A 14,127-nucleotide genomic window follows, 5' to 3' on the forward strand; every position below is an offset into this window, starting at 1 on the left:
GTCGGTCGAACGCCCGCTGCCAGAACCTGCGGACTCGGTGGTCCTGATGCCAGCTTCGGCACTGGTCCTGGGCGGCGACCTCGGCGGCACCTCCACCCGCATCGTCATCGCTGACCATGATGGCAACGTAGTGGGAAGAGGGGCCGCGGCCGGCGGGAATCCGACCAGCCACCCCGCAAGTGCGGCGGCCAACTTCGGCCAGGCACTTCACGCGGCACTGTCCGGCCTGGATCCGACCGCGGTCAAGGCCGCAGTGGTCGGCGCGGCGGGCGGATCGGCGCTGGGACGCCCGGATGTGAAGGCGCAGTTCGACGCCGCCTGGTCCGGCGTGGGGCTGGTCGTGGAGCCGGACTTCATCGGCGACCTGGAGGTCGCGTTCGCCTCCGGTACGGCTGAGCCTGACGGCACCGTGCTGATCGTCGGCACCGGCAGCAACGCCGGTCTGGTCCGCGATCACCAACTGGTCCGCACCGCGGGCGGCCATGGCTGGCTGCTGGGTGATGAGGGGTCCGGATTCTGGCTGGGCCGGGAGGCTGTGCGCAGTGTGCTGCTCGCTCTCGATCTCGGCGAGCCGATCGGGCTGCTCGGCGAGGCTGTGGTCCGGGCGATCCTGCCGGACCGCGACGAACAAACGATCACCTTGCGTGAGGGGTACGACGTACTGCGTGACGACCTGATCAGGACGGTGAACAGCAGGCCACCCGTCCTGCTCGCTGAGTTGGCGCGGACCGTGGTGACGGCGTACGAACGCAATGACGACACCGCACGGGCTCTGGTGAAACGCGCAGCCGAATTGCTCATTGAAACAGTGAGCCGGCTCACGACAACGTCGGACAAAGGCCCGATGGTCCTCGCGGGAAGTGTGGCCGGAGAAACATCACCGGTCGGCAAATTGATCCGGGAAAACATCCATCGGCAGTTCTCGGGTGAGGTCCTGACCGCTCGGGACGGGGTCGGCGGCGCCACCTGGCTGGCCCTCGGCGCCCTCGACCCCGCTCTCGCGACCCGGGAGAACCACACCCGGCTGGTCAGCTAGGGCGTGTCTGATGGTCCCGCGCCGAGTGCCGCACAGTAGGCGGGGGACCATCAGACACGCCCTTTAGTCGAAGACCGACACCGGGCGGACCTCGACCGCGCAGAACTCGGCCTCCGGGATGGTGGCGGCGATCTCCTCGGCGCGTTCCGGCGTGGCCACGTCGACGAGGAAGACGCCGGCGAGCTGTTCCTTGGCCTCGGAGTAGGGCCCGTCGGTGGTGGCGCGGACGCCCTTGCGGACCCGGACCACCTTGGTGGTGGCCGGTGGGTCGAGCGGGACGGCGTTGACCAGCTCGCCGGACTTGCCGAGCTCCTCGAGGAGGTTCTCGAGCTGCGCGGCCAGCGCGTCGCGGGCCTTCTTCGGCAGCGCCCGGCCTTCCTCGGTGTGCAGGAAGGACGGGTGCCCCCAGGTGATCGGGTTGCTGTGAATCAGCAGCAGGTACTTCATGACGGTTCCTTTCGGAGTCTGGGTGGATCTTCGCAGCAGAGGTCGGAGGCGGCCCGGAAGACTCGACATTTCGCGTTCGGGGCAGAGTTGCTGCCCCGAAATGTCGAGTCCTCCCGCGGCCCTCCGACGTACCGCTCGCCAAACCTCCACGGATCTAAGGTGAGCGACATGGACGAGATGGACTTCCGGCTGGCCGACGGGCGCACGCTGCATGTGTATGACAGCGCGCCTGGCGACGACGCCCGGCTGGCGGTGTTCTGGCACCACGGCACGCCGAACCTCGGTGTCCCGCCGGCGCCGCTGGCCGAAGCGGGCGAGTGGCTCGGGATCCGGTGGATCTCGTTCGACCGGCCCGGGTACGGCGGTTCGACCGCTGCGCCAGGGCGGACGATGGCGTCGGTCACCGCCGACCTGACCGCGGTAGCGGACTCCCTCGGCATCGGGACTTTCGCGCTGATGGGCTACTCGGGCGGCGGTTCGTACGCCCTCGGTGCCGCCGCGATCCTCGGCGACCGGGTAGAGGCAGTCACCACATTCGCCGCCATCGCGCCGTACGACGCCGCCGGGCTCGACTGGTACGACGGGATGATCCCGTCCGGTCTGGCGTCACTCCATGCCGCGGCGGCCGGCCGGGACGCAAAGGTGCGGCACGAGGCTTCCGGAGTCGAGTACGACCCGGAGTTCACCGCCAAGGACCTCGCGATGTTCGAGGGACCGTGGGGCTGGCTGGGCTCGGTGGCCGGCGACAAGTCGATGCCCAACGGTCCCGACGGCCTGATCGACGATGACTGCTCTTATGTAGTGCCCTGGGGGTGCGACCCGACCACCATCAGCGCGCCCACGCTGCTCTTCCACGGCCAGACCGACGGCATCATCCCCAGCTCACACGGTGCCTGGCTGGCCCGGCACATCCGCCCGGCCGCCCTCCGTCTCCTCCCCGGCGACGGCCACGTCTCTGTCCTGGCCCAGGCTGAGACCGGCCTGGAGTGGATCCGCGAACAGACCGGCTGACCCAGCTATTCCAAGCAATGGCTTGACATCTCATTCAGCTCGGCGCATATTCCAAGCATGTCTTTGGAGAATGAGCCGCGGCGGACGCGGCTGCTCGACGATCCGCTGGCGATCCGGGCGATGGCGCACCCGGTGCGGCTGGATCTGCAGGGGTTGCTGGGCCGGGAGGGGCCGATGACCGCGGCCGACGCGGCCCGGCGGCTCGGAATCAGCCAGGCACTGGCCTCACACCACCTGCGGCAACTGGCGAAGTACGACTTCGTCGAGCCCGCTCCCGGCAAGGACAACCGGGAGCGGCCGTGGCGGCTGGTGTCGACGTCACAGTCATGGCGCGAGGCAGCCCAGACTCCGGAAGGCGCTGCGGCGGCCGACGTACTCGAGCAACTGCTGGCCGAGCGTGCGCTGGAGTCACTCAGCAGGTGGCAGCAGCAGCGGCCGGTCGAGGACCCGATCTGGCGCGACCACTCCGGCATCGGGCAGAGCGGTGTCTACCTGACCGGCGAGGAGTTGGCCGAGCTCGTCGAGCAGATCAACGCCCTCGTGCAGCGGTACATCGACGAGCGGCCGATCGACGACAAGTCCACCCGTCCGGCCGGGAGCCGGCACGTCGCCATCACCCAGATCGTCACGATCACCCCCGAACCGACCGGTTCCGAAGAGGAGTAGCGATGAAGGACCTGTGGGGCGTCCTCGCGCGGCAACGCGACTATCGGCTGATGCTGAGCGCCGGGCTGATCTCTCTCACCGGCGACTGGCTGCTCCGCACCGGCCTGTCGTTCCAGGTGTACGTGCTGACCGGATCCACGCTCGCATCCGGCGGCCTGCTGCTGGCGTCGTTCGTACCACCGGTCCTGCTCGGCTCGCTGGCCGGCGTCTTCGTCGACCGCTGGGACCGGCGTACGACGATGATCGTGACGAACATCCTGAACGCCGTGGTCCTGCTTCCGCTCCTCGCGGTCCGCGACGAGGGCGCGATCTGGATCGTGTACTGCGTCGTGCTCGCACAGAGTTGCCTGCAACAGTTCTTCACCCCGGCCGAGCAGTCCCTCGTCCCGGCCCTGGTCGAGTCAGAGCAACTCGTGACCGCGAATGCCCTGAACAATCAGATCCGTGACATCGCCCGGCTCGTCGGCGCCGCACTCGGCGGTGTGCTCGCGGCCGTCGGCGGCCTGCCCCTGCTGGCGATCGCGGACGCGGTGACCTTCCTGGTCGCGGTCGCTCTCGTCGCCGGCATTCGCCACCGCACCACACGCCATCAAGAAGAACAGTCCGCGGAGGAAGCCGCCGAAGGAGCGATCAAGCGGCTGAAAGCGGAATGGACCGAAGGGCTCCGGCTGTGCGTCGGCAGTGCGGGGATGCGGCTGCTGTTCGGCTTCTGCGTCGTCACCGGTGTCGGCGAAGGCGTGATGAGCACACTGTTCGCGCCGTTCGTCAGTGCCGAGCTGGGCGGCGACGGGAAGGCGTACGGCCTGATCGTCTCGTCGCAGGCGATCGGCGGCATCATCGGCGGCCTGGTCGCCGCATCGGTCGGCTCACGGTTGCCTGCAGCAACAATGCTCGGGATCGGATCGCTGCTGTTCGGCCTGATCGACCTGATCCTGTTCTGCTACCCGCTCGTCTCGGACAGCCTGATCCCGGCGTTCGTCTGCATGATCGTCGTCGGCGTACCTGGTGCGTTCGCGATCGCCGGCCTGATGACGGTGCTGCAACGCCTCACCGAGGACCGCATCCGCGGCCGGGTCTTCGGCGCGATCGCCGCCGCCGAAGGCGTCGCCGTACTGGTCGGCATCGTGGCCGCCGGTGTCCTCGGTGACGCGGTCGGCATCATCCCGGTCCTCGTCTTCCAGGGACTCGGGTACGTCGTCGGCGGTCTGGTGATCGTCAGTCGGCGGCGGACGCTGGCTCCGCATCCGGAACCGGCTCACCGTCTGTCGGCTTGATCAGGTGCACCCGGACCCGGGCGACCCGGCGTCCGTCCATCGCCATCACGATCAGGTTGTGGTCGCCAACCTGGACCTCCTCGCCCGCGGCCGGCACCTTGCCGAGCCGCGCGGCGAGGAAGCCACCGACCGTCTCGTACGGGCCGTCCGGGAGCTCGAGGCCGGTCTCGTCGGCGAAGTCGTCCAGGTTGAGCAGGCCGTCGACCTCGATGTCGCCGCTGCGCAACCGGGTCGTCTCGACGGACTCCTCGTCGTACTCGTCCCGGATGTCGCCGATCAGCTCCTCGACCAGGTCCTCCAGCGTGACGATGCCCGCCGTACCGCCGTACTCGTCCAGCACGATCGCCAGGTGAGTACTGCGGCGGCGCATCTCCGTCAGCGTGGGCAGCAGTTTCGCGGTGTCCGGCAGCATCAGCACCTCACGCGCCAGGTCGCCGACCCGGACCGAGCGGGACGCGACCGCGGGGTCGAACAGGTCCCGGACGTGGACGAACCCGACGATGTCGTCGGCGGACCCGTTCATCACCGGGTACCGCGAGTGCGGCCGCTCGGCCGCGAACTTCACCGCCTTGTACGCCGGCATCTCCGCGTCCACGAAGTCCACCTCGGTGCGCGGGAGCATCAGCTCGCGCAACTGCCGGCCGCCGGCCTCGAACACGTCGTCGACGATCCGGCGTTCCTCCTCGCCGAGTGACTCGTGCCCGGAGACCAGGTCGCGCAACTCCTCGTCGGACATCACCTCACGGTTCGCGTTCGGGTCGCCGCCGAGCGCGCGGACCACCAGGTCGGTGGACTTGGACAGCAGCCAGATCACCGGGCGGGCGATCGAGGCGATCCGGTCGACCAGCGGGGCGAGGCCGAGGGCGAACGTCTCCGCCCGCTGGAGCGCGAGCCGCTTGGCCGCGAGCTCGCCGAGCACGATCGAGACGTAGGAGATGGCGATGGTGATCAGCACCAGGGCGGCCGTGTTCGCGACCGACTCGGGCAGGCCCAGCTTCTGCAGGTGCGGGGAGAGTGAGTCGGCCAGCGTCGCGCCACCGAAGGCGGCGGACAGGAAGCCCATCAGGGTCACGCCGATCTGGACCGCGGACAGGAACCGGTTCGGATTGGCGGCCACCTTGGCCACGATCTCGCCGCGCCGGCCGCGGTGCGACAGCGACTTGAGCTGACTCTCGCGCAGGGAGACCAGGGCCATCTCGGCTGCGGCGAAGACCCCACCGATCAGCACGAAGACAAGAATCAGGACGATATTGAGCAGCGTGTCGTTCATGGGTGGGAGTTCCTAGCGCCCTCTCGTCAGCTGCCGAGAGGGCGTTCGTTGGGCGTAGTCGTCCATTTACCTACCCTAGGGCATAACCCTCCACCCCCTGCGTGCTGCGCGGCACCCGGTGGCGCACCTCGCTGCACTGGAGCAACGGCCATGATGGCACCACATCAACGCCTTCGCTCCAGCACACCGAGCTACACCACCGGGCACCTGCTCGCGACTGCAGGGAATGGAGGGTTATGCCCACCGGTGGCAGGTCCAACGATGCATGTTCGAGTTTGTTGGTTTACGATGATTCCTGGCTGACCAGTGTCGGGGCGGCCGGGAGGGTCAATCGATGAACACACCGCGTGGCGCGCGCCGGACGGACACCAAGCTGTCCGACGGACGCGAGCTCATCTACTACGACCCGGCCGATGCGCCGGTGCGGGTTCCGCTGGCGGACACCCGCGGGCTGCCGGCACCACAGCCCCAGGTCGAGATGCGGACCGACCCGTTGACCGGCGACGTGATCACGTACGCGACCCACCGCAACACCCGGACCTACCTGCCGCCGGCCGACCAGTGCCCGCTGTGCGCGAGCAAGCCGGGCAACCCGACCGAGATCCCGGACCACGACTACAACGTCGCGGTGTTCGAGAACCGGTTCCCGTCCTTCGCCGGCCCGGGCCGCACCGAGGTGGTCTGCTTCACCAGCGACCACAACCAGTCCTTCACCAACCTGTCCCAGGGCCAGGCCCGGCTGGTCGTCGACACCTGGGCCGACCGGACCGCCGAGCTCGGCGCCCGCGACGACGTCGAACTGGTCTTCCCGTTCGAGAACCGCGGCCGCGAGATCGGCGTGACGCTGAGCCACCCGCACGGCCAGATCTACGCCTACCCGTTCCTGCCGCCGCGGATGCGCACCCTGATGACGCAGGCCCGCCGCCACCAGGAAGTTGCCGGCAGCAACCTGTTCGCCGACGTCCTGGCGGCCGAGCGCAAGGAGGGCACCCGGGTCATCGCCGAGAACGGCAACTGGACCGCGTTCGTGCCCGAGGCGGCCCGCTGGCCGGTCGAGGTGCACCTGTACCCGCACCGCCAGGTGGCCGGGATCGACGAGCTGTCGGTCGGCGAGCGCGACGACTTCGCCGAGCTGTACCTCGACGTACTGAGCCGCCTCGACGGTCTGTACGGCGACCCGCTGCCCTACATCGCCGCGTGGCACCAGGCCCCGGTCCGGATCGACCGCGAGCTCGGCTACCTTCACCTCGAGCTGTTGTCGATCCGCCGGGCCGCGGACAAGATCAAGTACCTGGCCGGCTCGGAGTCCGGGATGGGCGCGTTCATCAGCGACACCCGGCCCGAGGACGTGGCCGAGACCCTGCGGAAGGTTGGTTCGTGAGCTCGTTCGAGGACGTCTTCGGCACCACGCCGGACGGAAGCTGGCGCGCGCCGGGCCGGGTCAACCTGATCGGCGAACACACCGACTACAACGACGGTCTGGTGCTGCCGATCGCCCTGCCGAACCGGATCCTGGTGACCGCGTCGAAACGCGACGACGGCCGGATCCGGGTCGCCTCCACCGGGCATCGCGGCGTGATCCAGTTCGCCGTCGACGAGCTGGGACCGGGCTCGGTCGGCGACTGGGCGGCGTACCCGGCGGGTGCTGCTTGGATCCTGCGGGAGTCCGGTTACGCGATCGGCGGCGCGAACCTGCTGGTCGACTCCGACCTCCCTTCGGGCGCCGGTCTCTCCTCCTCCGCGGCACTGCTGTGTGCGACATCCGTCGCGCTCCTCGGCTTGCGCGACATCGACGTCGACCCCGGCGAGGTCGCGCGGCTGGCACAACGCGCCGAGAACCAGTACGTCGGTGCGCCGGTCGGACTGATGGACCAAATGGCGTCGATGTGCTGCACGGCCGGTCATGCCCTGTACTTCGACATCCGCGCGATGTCGACCGAGCAGATCCCGTTCGACCCGGCCGCCGACGACCTCGCCCTGCTGGTCGTGGATGTGAAGGCACCGCATCGGCACGTCGACGGTGAGTACGCCGCCCGCCGGAAGAGCTGCGAGCAGGCCGCGGCAGAACTCGGCGTACCGGCGTTGCGATCGATCGCGTTCGAGGAGCTCGCTGCGGCACTCGATCGTTTGCCCGACGACGTCGTACGGCGCCGCGTACGCCACGTGGTCACGGAGATCCGCCGCGTCGAGGACGCGGTCGCGCTGATGCACGCCGGCCGGTTGCGCGACGTCGGACCGTTGTTCACCGCATCGCACGCGTCACTGCGGGACGACTTCGAGATCACCGTGCCTGAGTTGGACGTCGCGGTCGACACTGCTCTCGCGGCCGGTGCGCTCGGTGCGCGGATGACCGGCGGCGGTTTCGGCGGCTGCATCATCGCGCTGACCGAGGCCGGTACGGCCGACTCGGTCCTGGCCGCGATCGAGAAAGCCTTTGCGGAGCACGGTTTCAACACCCCCAACGCCCTCGCCGCGACACCGTCGGCGGGAGCCTCGCGGGTCGGCTGAGGTGCCCGTTCGGGCATAAGGGCTGGGCAGCCGCCGCCCCCAGGCGTACGTTCTCGATAAGGGGAAATACACAGGGGGAAGTGAGGTGGGGGCAATGGCTCAGCCTTTGCCTGCGGGGAAGCTCAAGGTGGGGACCGGATGGCGTTACTCCAAAGGCGGTAAGCACGCCGCGTTCGACTACCCGGTCCCGACCGGTACGTCGGTCACCGCGGTGGCCGACGGCGTCGTACTGGCCTGTCACGACGGCGCGTCGAACGTGCCGAGCAGCAAGGTCGGCGCGGAATCCAACTGGGTGCTGCTCGGGATCGTCCACGGCGGCCGGAAGGCGTCGGTGCTGTTCCAGCACCTGTCTCCGGGGATCAACGTGAAGAAAGGCCAGAAGATCAAGGCCGGCGACCTGCTCGGCAAGTCGGGCAGCTCGGGCCATGCGACCGGTCCGCATCTGCACGTGGCGGCGATGTGGGGTCACCGGACCGCCGCCACCAGATACGACTATCTCCAAGACATCGGCGCCAGGGAGAAGGAGCCGAAGGGTACGGCGGCCAACGGGATCTGCATCTACCCGCCGTCACAGGTCTACACAGCGAGTAAGGAGGGGCCGCTGGCCTCGGGCGAAGTGTTCGTGAGCAAGCTGCACTTCGGTACGACGAACTCCGACAGCGTCAAGCGGCTCCAGTTCGTGCTGAACAACATCAAGCTCAAGGACGGCAAGAACCTCGGGCTGTCCGGGAACTACGACCTGGCCACGAAGAACGAGGCGACCAAGTGGCAGATCCAGAAGGACGGATGCCTGCCCGGCAGCGCGGCCGCCGACGGGAACATCGGTCCGAAGCAGGCCGGCAAGCTGTTCGGCCCGAAGTACACCATCAAGGCGTAGCCGTCGCCGCTCGCACCTCGCGCCGGATCAACGGCGCGGAGACGGCAGTGGCCGCCAGTTGGATCAGACCCATCACCAGGTAAGGAGTGCGCAGGTCGGTGCGGTGGGCGAGGAACCCCGCACCGACCGCACCCAGCGGTGCCGCGCAGAACGCGACCATCCGATAGACCGCGGTCACCCGGCCGAGCAGTTCCGCCGGTACGATGCGCTGCCGCACAGTGATCGAGACGACGTTCCACCAACTGCTGCCGAAGCCGAGGGCGACCGCGGCCACGGCGACCGGGGCCAGGCCGGACAGGACGCCGAAGCACACGATCGCCACGCCGCTGAGGAACAACGCCCCGATCAGGCTGGCGGAGGTCGAGAGCCGGCGGGACAACCGCGGCGCGACGAACGCACCGAGCACACCGCCGATCGCGTAGATGGCGACCAGCCAGCCGAAGCCGGCCTGCGGCAGGTGCAGTACTTCCAGGACGTACAGCACCAGGATCGCGACGATGCCGGCGCCGACCGCGTTCACGATCGTGAGCACCAGGCACAGTGTTCGCAGCAACTTGTGCTGCCAGAGATAGACGAGTCCTTCCTTCAGTTCGCGGCCGAGGTGGCGGTCGGCGTCGATGACGCGAGCCGGCGCGGACTTCCGGATGATCCAGACGAGTACCGCCGCGCCGGCGAACGAGACGGCGTTCAGCAGGATCGGCAGCCCGCGGCTGAGCACGAACAACGCCGCGCCCAGCGGCGGACCGATCAGGCTCGAAAGCAGCACGAGCGAGGCCTGGCTGTAGCCGTTCGCCCGTTCGAGTGAGGCCGGTACGACGACGTCGGTCACCACCACCGACGCGGCGTTGTCGAAGAACGGTGCGAGCAGACCGAGCAGGAACGCGGTCAGCAGCAGGAGCGGGATCGTCCCGAGGTCGAGCAGTACCACGACCGCGAACGCGCCGGCGACCACCGCCCGGATCGCGTCGACGATCCACATCGTCGTTGTCCGCCGCCAGCGGTCCACCATCACGCCGGAGATCAGGCCGAGCAGCAGCCAGCCGACGTTCGTGACCGCCTCGGTGAGCGAGACGATGCGGGGATCGCGGGTGATCGATGCGGCCAGCAACGGCAGCGCGCCGAACATGATCCCGTCACCGGCGAACGAGACGGCGCCAGCGGTCCAGAGAACCCAGTACGGCCTACCGAGCGGAGCCTCTCGGCTCCTTCTCATGACCTCACGAGGCGATGACCAGATCGCAGCCTGTGTCGCGCATGGCTTTGCGGGCTGCGGTGGACAGGCCGGAGTCGGTGACGATGACGTCCAGGTCCGACCAGGTGGCGAACGTACTCAGGCCGACGGTCCCCCACTTGGTGTGGTCCGCGACCACGACCACCTCGCGGCTCGCGCCGATGAAGGAGCGGTTGGTCTCGGCCTCCATCAGGTTCGGCGTACTCAGACCGTGCTCCGCGTCGACGCCGTGCGCGCCGAGGAACAGCAGGTCGAGATGCAACGACGCCAGCGCCGCCGTCGCGATCGGTCCGACCAGCGCATCGGACGGCGTACGAATGCCGCCGATCAGTACGACGGTGCGGTCGGAGCGGCTGTTGCCATGGAACACATCCGCGATCCGCGCCGAGTTCGTCACGACTGTGAGGTTCTCCACCCGGAGCAACTGACGGGCCAGCGCGTACGTCGTCGTACCAGCACCGATGCCGATCGCACTGTCCGGCTGCACCCGGCCGGCTGCCTCGGCCGCGATCGCCTGCTTGGCCGCGGACTCCTGCGTCAGCTTGGCGTCGAACCCGGGCTCGTGTGCACTCCGCAGCCCCACCGAGGTGGCGCCGCCGTGCACCTTGTGCAGCAGACCGCTCGAGTCGAGTGCGTCCAGATCGCGCCGGATCGTCATGTCGGACACGCCGAACCGGTCCACCAGCTCGGCCACGGTGATCGCGCCACGACTGTTGACCTCGGCAACGATCGTGGCCTGTCGCTGGGCGGCCAGCTGCCCTCCCCGGCCCTTCGGAGCCTCTGTTCCAGCTGCGTTCACCCCCACAGACTAGACGGAGAACGTGCCGCTGTCAGGGAAATGGCATTGCCGCGGCGATGCCACCTTGTCACCCTGAAGTATGCGATTTCCCGAGGATGTTCCGGTCCTGACCGATGGCGTGGTGACCCTGCGCGCGCACACGGCCGACGACATCGACTCCGTCTATCAGATGTGCCAGGACCCGGTGATGCAGCGGTGGACCACGATCCCGGTCCCCTACCTGCGCGAGCACGCGGTCAACTTCCTGACCGAACTCATCCCGGACGGCTGGCGTGAGGGCACCATGTGGGCCTGGGCGATCGAGTACGACGGCCGGTACGCCGGGACGATCGACCTGCGCGACGGTGAGGGCGGGGTCGGCGAGGTCGGGTTCGGTGTGACACCGGAGGTCCGCGGCGCCGGGGTGATGACCCGGGCACTGAAGCTGACCGTCCGGCACGCGTTCGACGTGCTCGGCTGGGACCGGGTGATCTGGCGGGCGTTCACCGGCAACTGGGCCTCGCGCCGGGTCGCCTGGAAGGCCGGCTTCCACGGCGTGGTCGTCGTACCAGGCGGTGGGAGGTCGCGTGGTGTCCGCGAGAACGAGTGGATCGCCTCGGTCGGGCGCGACGACGCGCTGGAGCCGCACGGCACCTGGTGGGATGTCGCCGTACTCGAAGGCAACGGTCTGCGGTTGCGCCCGTTCCAGCCGACGGACGCCGAGCGGATCGTCGAGGCGTGCAGCGACGAGCGGACGCAGTACTGGCTGGCCGACCTGCCGTCGCCGTACACGCTCGGGGACGCCCACGGATTCATGCGGAACCGGCGGGACAACCTGGCGTCCGGCGACGGGATCTCGTGGGCGATCGCCGACCAGGAGACCGACGAACTGCTGGGTTGCGTCAGCATGTTCGGGATGAGCACCCGGATGGACAAGACCGTGGGCGAGATCGGGTACTGGATGCATCCGTCCGCGCGCGGACGGAAGGTGATGTCGACCGCGGTCGGATTGCTGATCGACCACGCCTTCAAGCCCGTGGCCGAAGGCGGTCTGGGCCGGCGACGGCTGGTCCTGTTGGCTGCCGAGGGCAACAGCGCGTCGGCGCACGTTGCCGAGGTCAACGGCTTCACCCAGTTCGGCCGGATGCGGGAGGCAGCGGCACGCCGGGACGGGACGTACGTCGACCACCTCGGCTTCGACCTGCTGGCGTCCGAGCGGCTGCCGGACTGACCGCCGTACGGCCGGAATCGGACGGACCCAGGACTTGCGGACTCACCAGTCCGGACGGTAGTGGTCACCGCCCGAAATCGGCGGAGTACGGCCAGTTGGTGCCAGACCACACCGTTTCCCCTCGCCGTCTCGGCATCTGGCTGGTTGAATCGACGGGTGAGAGATCGTGAGGAGCTGGTCCGCCGCTGGCAGGCCGGGTGGTCCGTCTCGCGGGGCTGGACCACAGTGGAGGACGACAACGACGGCATTTTGACCGTCCGTGCGGGTGAGGAGAACCGCGCGATGGAGTACGTCGTCCTGGATGCCGACGACAAACCGGAACGCGTCGAACGCGCGGCCGAGCTGGCTCTGGCCGAGGGCGGTGGTCGCGGGGCCGGCTGGATCACGCTGGCCACCGACGACAAAGAGGCCCGGATCGAGCAGCTGGAGGATCTCGGGCTCGAGGTCCAGCAGGACCAGGACTGGCTGATGACGATCCAGTTGTCGGAGCAGCCGGCGCTGAAGCTGCACGAACGCTATGCCCTGCACACCGAGCTCGAGTCCGACCTGATCATCACCCGCGCCACGCTGCACGGCGGCGTGGTGTCGAGCGGGCGGATGGCAGTGGTCGGCGAGGACGCGGTCGCGGACCGGATCGAGACGGATCCGGCGCATCGGCGGCGTGGTCTCGGCAGTGCGGTGATGGCGTCGCTGGTCGAGACGGCCGCGGCCCAGGGAGCCAAACGCGGCATCCTGATCGCGTCCATCGACGGTCTGCGGCTGTACCGCAGCCTGGGCTGGAAGGTCGTGGCGGACATCATCATCGCCCGCTCTCGCTGACGTCGCGTTCAAACGCATGAGTTTGTCAAAGCTTCGTGAAGTGCGGCTCGGGCGAGGAGTCATGCCGTCGTGCCGTGGGCAAGGCTGCACACCATGACGAACCACAAACGGTCACTCGGTAGCGGAGTGGTCGGTCCCGTCCTCGCGTCTCTGTCCGCCCTGGTCCTGCTGATGGGTATCGGGTGGTTCGTGCTGCGGGACACCGGTTCGGGCAGGCCGACCAGCCAGGAGCAGCCGATCACCTCGGTCACCGACGACGCCTCGTCGACGCCGATCAGCCCGAGCACTCCGGCGTACACCCCGAGTCCGACGCCGACACCGCCGAAAGCGACACCGACGCGGCCGAAGACCAAGAGCCCGACGCCGACGCCGACCCGGAAGAGTACGGCGCCCAGCCGCGACGCCACCCGGAAGCCGTCGCCGAAACCGAGCCACACCTCTACTCCGAGGCCGACCAAGACGACGACGAAGCCGCCGTCCGGTGGGTCGGGCACCGCCGAGGCACAGGTGCTGTCGCTCACGAACAACGAGCGGGCGAAGGCCGGCTGCGGACCGCTGCGGATGAACAGCGCGCTGACGAAGGCCGCCGAGGCACACGCGTCCGACATGGTCGACAAGCACTACTTCGCGCATGACAGCCTGGACGGCCGCAGCCCGTTCGACCGGATGAAGGCGGCCGGCTACAGCGGTGGCGCGATGGCCGAGAACATTGCCGTCGGCTACTCCAGCGCCTCGGCCGTGGTGGAGGGCTGGATGAACAGCCCCGGCCACCGGCAGAACATCCTCAACTGCACCTACAAGTGGCTCGGCGTCGGGTATGACTCCGGGCAGGTCAAACCGGACTGGTCCAACGGCTCCTGGGTACAGGATTTCGGCGGCTGATCCGCGCTGTTCACATCGTTGCCACCGGCCCGTGGGCGAGCCGGTGGTAAATCGGTTTCCGTCAACCTTCAGGAATCGTTAAGAGGGATCGCGGATC

At 68.6% G+C, this 14,127-nt stretch carries 14 protein-coding genes; 10 read left to right on the forward strand and 4 right to left on the reverse strand.

Annotation, left to right across the window (positions count from 1 at the left end):
- Window positions 1-46 precede the first annotated feature (46 nt).
- Complete coding sequence (locus tag E0H75_RS29850) at window positions 47-1,036, forward strand: N-acetylglucosamine kinase (protein WP_238163348.1); 990 nt, start codon at window positions 47-49, stop codon at window positions 1,034-1,036.
- 63 nt (window positions 1,037-1,099) lie between these two features.
- Here E0H75_RS29850 and E0H75_RS29855 read toward each other — a convergent pair whose 3' ends face one another.
- On the reverse strand, window positions 1,100-1,483 hold the full coding sequence (locus tag E0H75_RS29855; RefSeq protein ID WP_131517011.1) for a YciI family protein: 384 nt from the start codon (window positions 1,481-1,483) through the stop codon (window positions 1,100-1,102).
- Window positions 1,484-1,651: 168 nt separating this feature from the next.
- Here E0H75_RS29855 and E0H75_RS29860 point away from each other — a divergent pair, with 168 nt between their 5' ends.
- The 3 genes from E0H75_RS29860 to E0H75_RS29870 are packed head-to-tail and all read left to right on the forward strand — an operon-like array spanning window position 1,652 to window position 4,434.
- Complete coding sequence (locus E0H75_RS29860; protein WP_131517012.1) at window positions 1,652-2,494, forward strand: alpha/beta fold hydrolase; 843 nt, start codon at window positions 1,652-1,654, stop codon at window positions 2,492-2,494.
- 57 nt (window positions 2,495-2,551) lie between these two features.
- Window positions 2,552-3,160, forward strand: coding sequence for a helix-turn-helix domain-containing protein (locus E0H75_RS29865; RefSeq protein ID WP_131517013.1), 609 nt, complete (start codon window positions 2,552-2,554; stop codon window positions 3,158-3,160).
- A 2-nt stretch (window positions 3,161-3,162) separates the two neighbouring features.
- A complete protein-coding gene (locus E0H75_RS29870) occupies window positions 3,163-4,434 on the forward strand; it encodes an MFS transporter (protein ID WP_131517014.1) in 1,272 nt (423 codons plus the stop codon).
- On the opposite strand, the gene E0H75_RS29875 is transcribed toward E0H75_RS29870, so the two are convergent.
- Complete coding sequence (locus tag E0H75_RS29875) at window positions 4,376-5,704, reverse strand: hemolysin family protein (protein ID WP_131517015.1); 1,329 nt, start codon at window positions 5,702-5,704, stop codon at window positions 4,376-4,378. The two genes, E0H75_RS29870 and E0H75_RS29875, sit on opposite strands and share 59 nt — an antisense overlap.
- Before the next feature lie 334 nt (window positions 5,705-6,038).
- On the opposite strand from E0H75_RS29875, the gene galT reads away from it, so the two are divergent.
- The 3 genes from galT (at window position 6,039) to E0H75_RS29890 (ending at window position 9,089) form a co-directional block, all read left to right on the forward strand.
- Complete coding sequence (gene galT / locus E0H75_RS29880; RefSeq protein WP_131517016.1) at window positions 6,039-7,085, forward strand: galactose-1-phosphate uridylyltransferase; 1,047 nt, start codon at window positions 6,039-6,041, stop codon at window positions 7,083-7,085.
- Window positions 7,082-8,212 carry a galactokinase gene (gene galK / locus E0H75_RS29885; protein ID WP_131517017.1) on the forward strand — a complete coding sequence of 377 codons (1,131 nt, stop codon included), beginning with the start codon at window positions 7,082-7,084 and terminating at the stop codon, window positions 8,210-8,212. Before galT ends, galK begins: the two co-directional genes overlap by 4 nt.
- 94 nt (window positions 8,213-8,306) lie before the next feature.
- The gene (locus E0H75_RS29890; protein WP_131517018.1) at window positions 8,307-9,089 is read left to right on the forward strand and encodes a M23 family metallopeptidase; all 783 of its coding nucleotides are present in this window, start codon (window positions 8,307-8,309) and stop codon (window positions 9,087-9,089) included.
- Here E0H75_RS29890 and E0H75_RS29895 read toward each other — a convergent pair.
- Both E0H75_RS29895 and E0H75_RS29900 read right to left on the reverse strand, forming a co-directional pair.
- A complete protein-coding gene (locus E0H75_RS29895; protein ID WP_131517019.1) occupies window positions 9,079-10,302 on the reverse strand; it encodes an MFS transporter in 1,224 nt (407 codons plus the stop codon). The genes E0H75_RS29890 and E0H75_RS29895 overlap by 11 nt on opposite strands.
- Before the next feature lie 4 nt (window positions 10,303-10,306).
- On the reverse strand, window positions 10,307-11,119 hold the full coding sequence (locus tag E0H75_RS29900) for a DeoR/GlpR family DNA-binding transcription regulator (protein WP_131352887.1): 813 nt from the start codon (window positions 11,117-11,119) through the stop codon (window positions 10,307-10,309).
- A gap of 79 nt (window positions 11,120-11,198) precedes the next feature.
- Between E0H75_RS29900 and E0H75_RS29905 the strand changes: the two genes are divergently transcribed.
- The 3 genes from E0H75_RS29905 (at window position 11,199) to E0H75_RS29915 (ending at window position 14,030) form a co-directional block, all read left to right on the forward strand.
- Window positions 11,199-12,329 (forward strand): GNAT family N-acetyltransferase, encoded by a 1,131-nt coding sequence (locus tag E0H75_RS29905; RefSeq protein WP_131517020.1) that lies wholly within the window; start codon window positions 11,199-11,201, stop codon window positions 12,327-12,329.
- 156 nt (window positions 12,330-12,485) lie between these two features.
- Window positions 12,486-13,148, forward strand: a complete 663-nt coding sequence (locus E0H75_RS29910; RefSeq protein WP_131352889.1) for a GNAT family N-acetyltransferase — start codon at window positions 12,486-12,488, stop codon at window positions 13,146-13,148.
- Window positions 13,149-13,241: 93 nt separating this feature from the next.
- Entirely contained in the window at window positions 13,242-14,030 is a 789-nt protein-coding gene (locus E0H75_RS29915) for a CAP domain-containing protein (protein WP_131517021.1), read from the forward strand.
- Window positions 14,031-14,127 lie beyond the last annotated feature (97 nt).

The organism is Kribbella capetownensis (genome assembly GCF_004331485.1).
Taxonomy (GTDB): Bacteria; Actinomycetota; Actinomycetes; order Propionibacteriales; family Kribbellaceae; genus Kribbella; species Kribbella capetownensis.

Coding starts and splice junctions, on each gene's coding strand:
- E0H75_RS29850 (WP_238163348.1), top strand. CDS start 47: ATGCCAGCTTCGGCACTGGTCCTGGGCGGCGACCTCGGCGGCACCTCC.
- E0H75_RS29855 (WP_131517011.1), bottom strand. CDS start 1,483: ATGAAGTACCTGCTGCTGATTCACAGCAACCCGATCACCTGGGGGCAC.
- E0H75_RS29860 (WP_131517012.1), top strand. CDS start 1,652: ATGGACGAGATGGACTTCCGGCTGGCCGACGGGCGCACGCTGCATGTG.
- E0H75_RS29865 (WP_131517013.1), top strand. CDS start 2,552: ATGTCTTTGGAGAATGAGCCGCGGCGGACGCGGCTGCTCGACGATCCG.
- E0H75_RS29870 (WP_131517014.1), top strand. CDS start 3,163: ATGAAGGACCTGTGGGGCGTCCTCGCGCGGCAACGCGACTATCGGCTG.
- E0H75_RS29875 (WP_131517015.1), bottom strand. CDS start 5,704: ATGAACGACACGCTGCTCAATATCGTCCTGATTCTTGTCTTCGTGCTG.
- galT (WP_131517016.1), top strand. CDS start 6,039: ATGAACACACCGCGTGGCGCGCGCCGGACGGACACCAAGCTGTCCGAC.
- E0H75_RS29890 (WP_131517018.1), top strand. CDS start 8,307: ATGGCTCAGCCTTTGCCTGCGGGGAAGCTCAAGGTGGGGACCGGATGG.
- E0H75_RS29895 (WP_131517019.1), bottom strand. CDS start 10,302: ATGAGAAGGAGCCGAGAGGCTCCGCTCGGTAGGCCGTACTGGGTTCTC.
- E0H75_RS29905 (WP_131517020.1), top strand. CDS start 11,199: ATGCGATTTCCCGAGGATGTTCCGGTCCTGACCGATGGCGTGGTGACC.
- E0H75_RS29915 (WP_131517021.1), top strand. CDS start 13,242: ATGACGAACCACAAACGGTCACTCGGTAGCGGAGTGGTCGGTCCCGTC.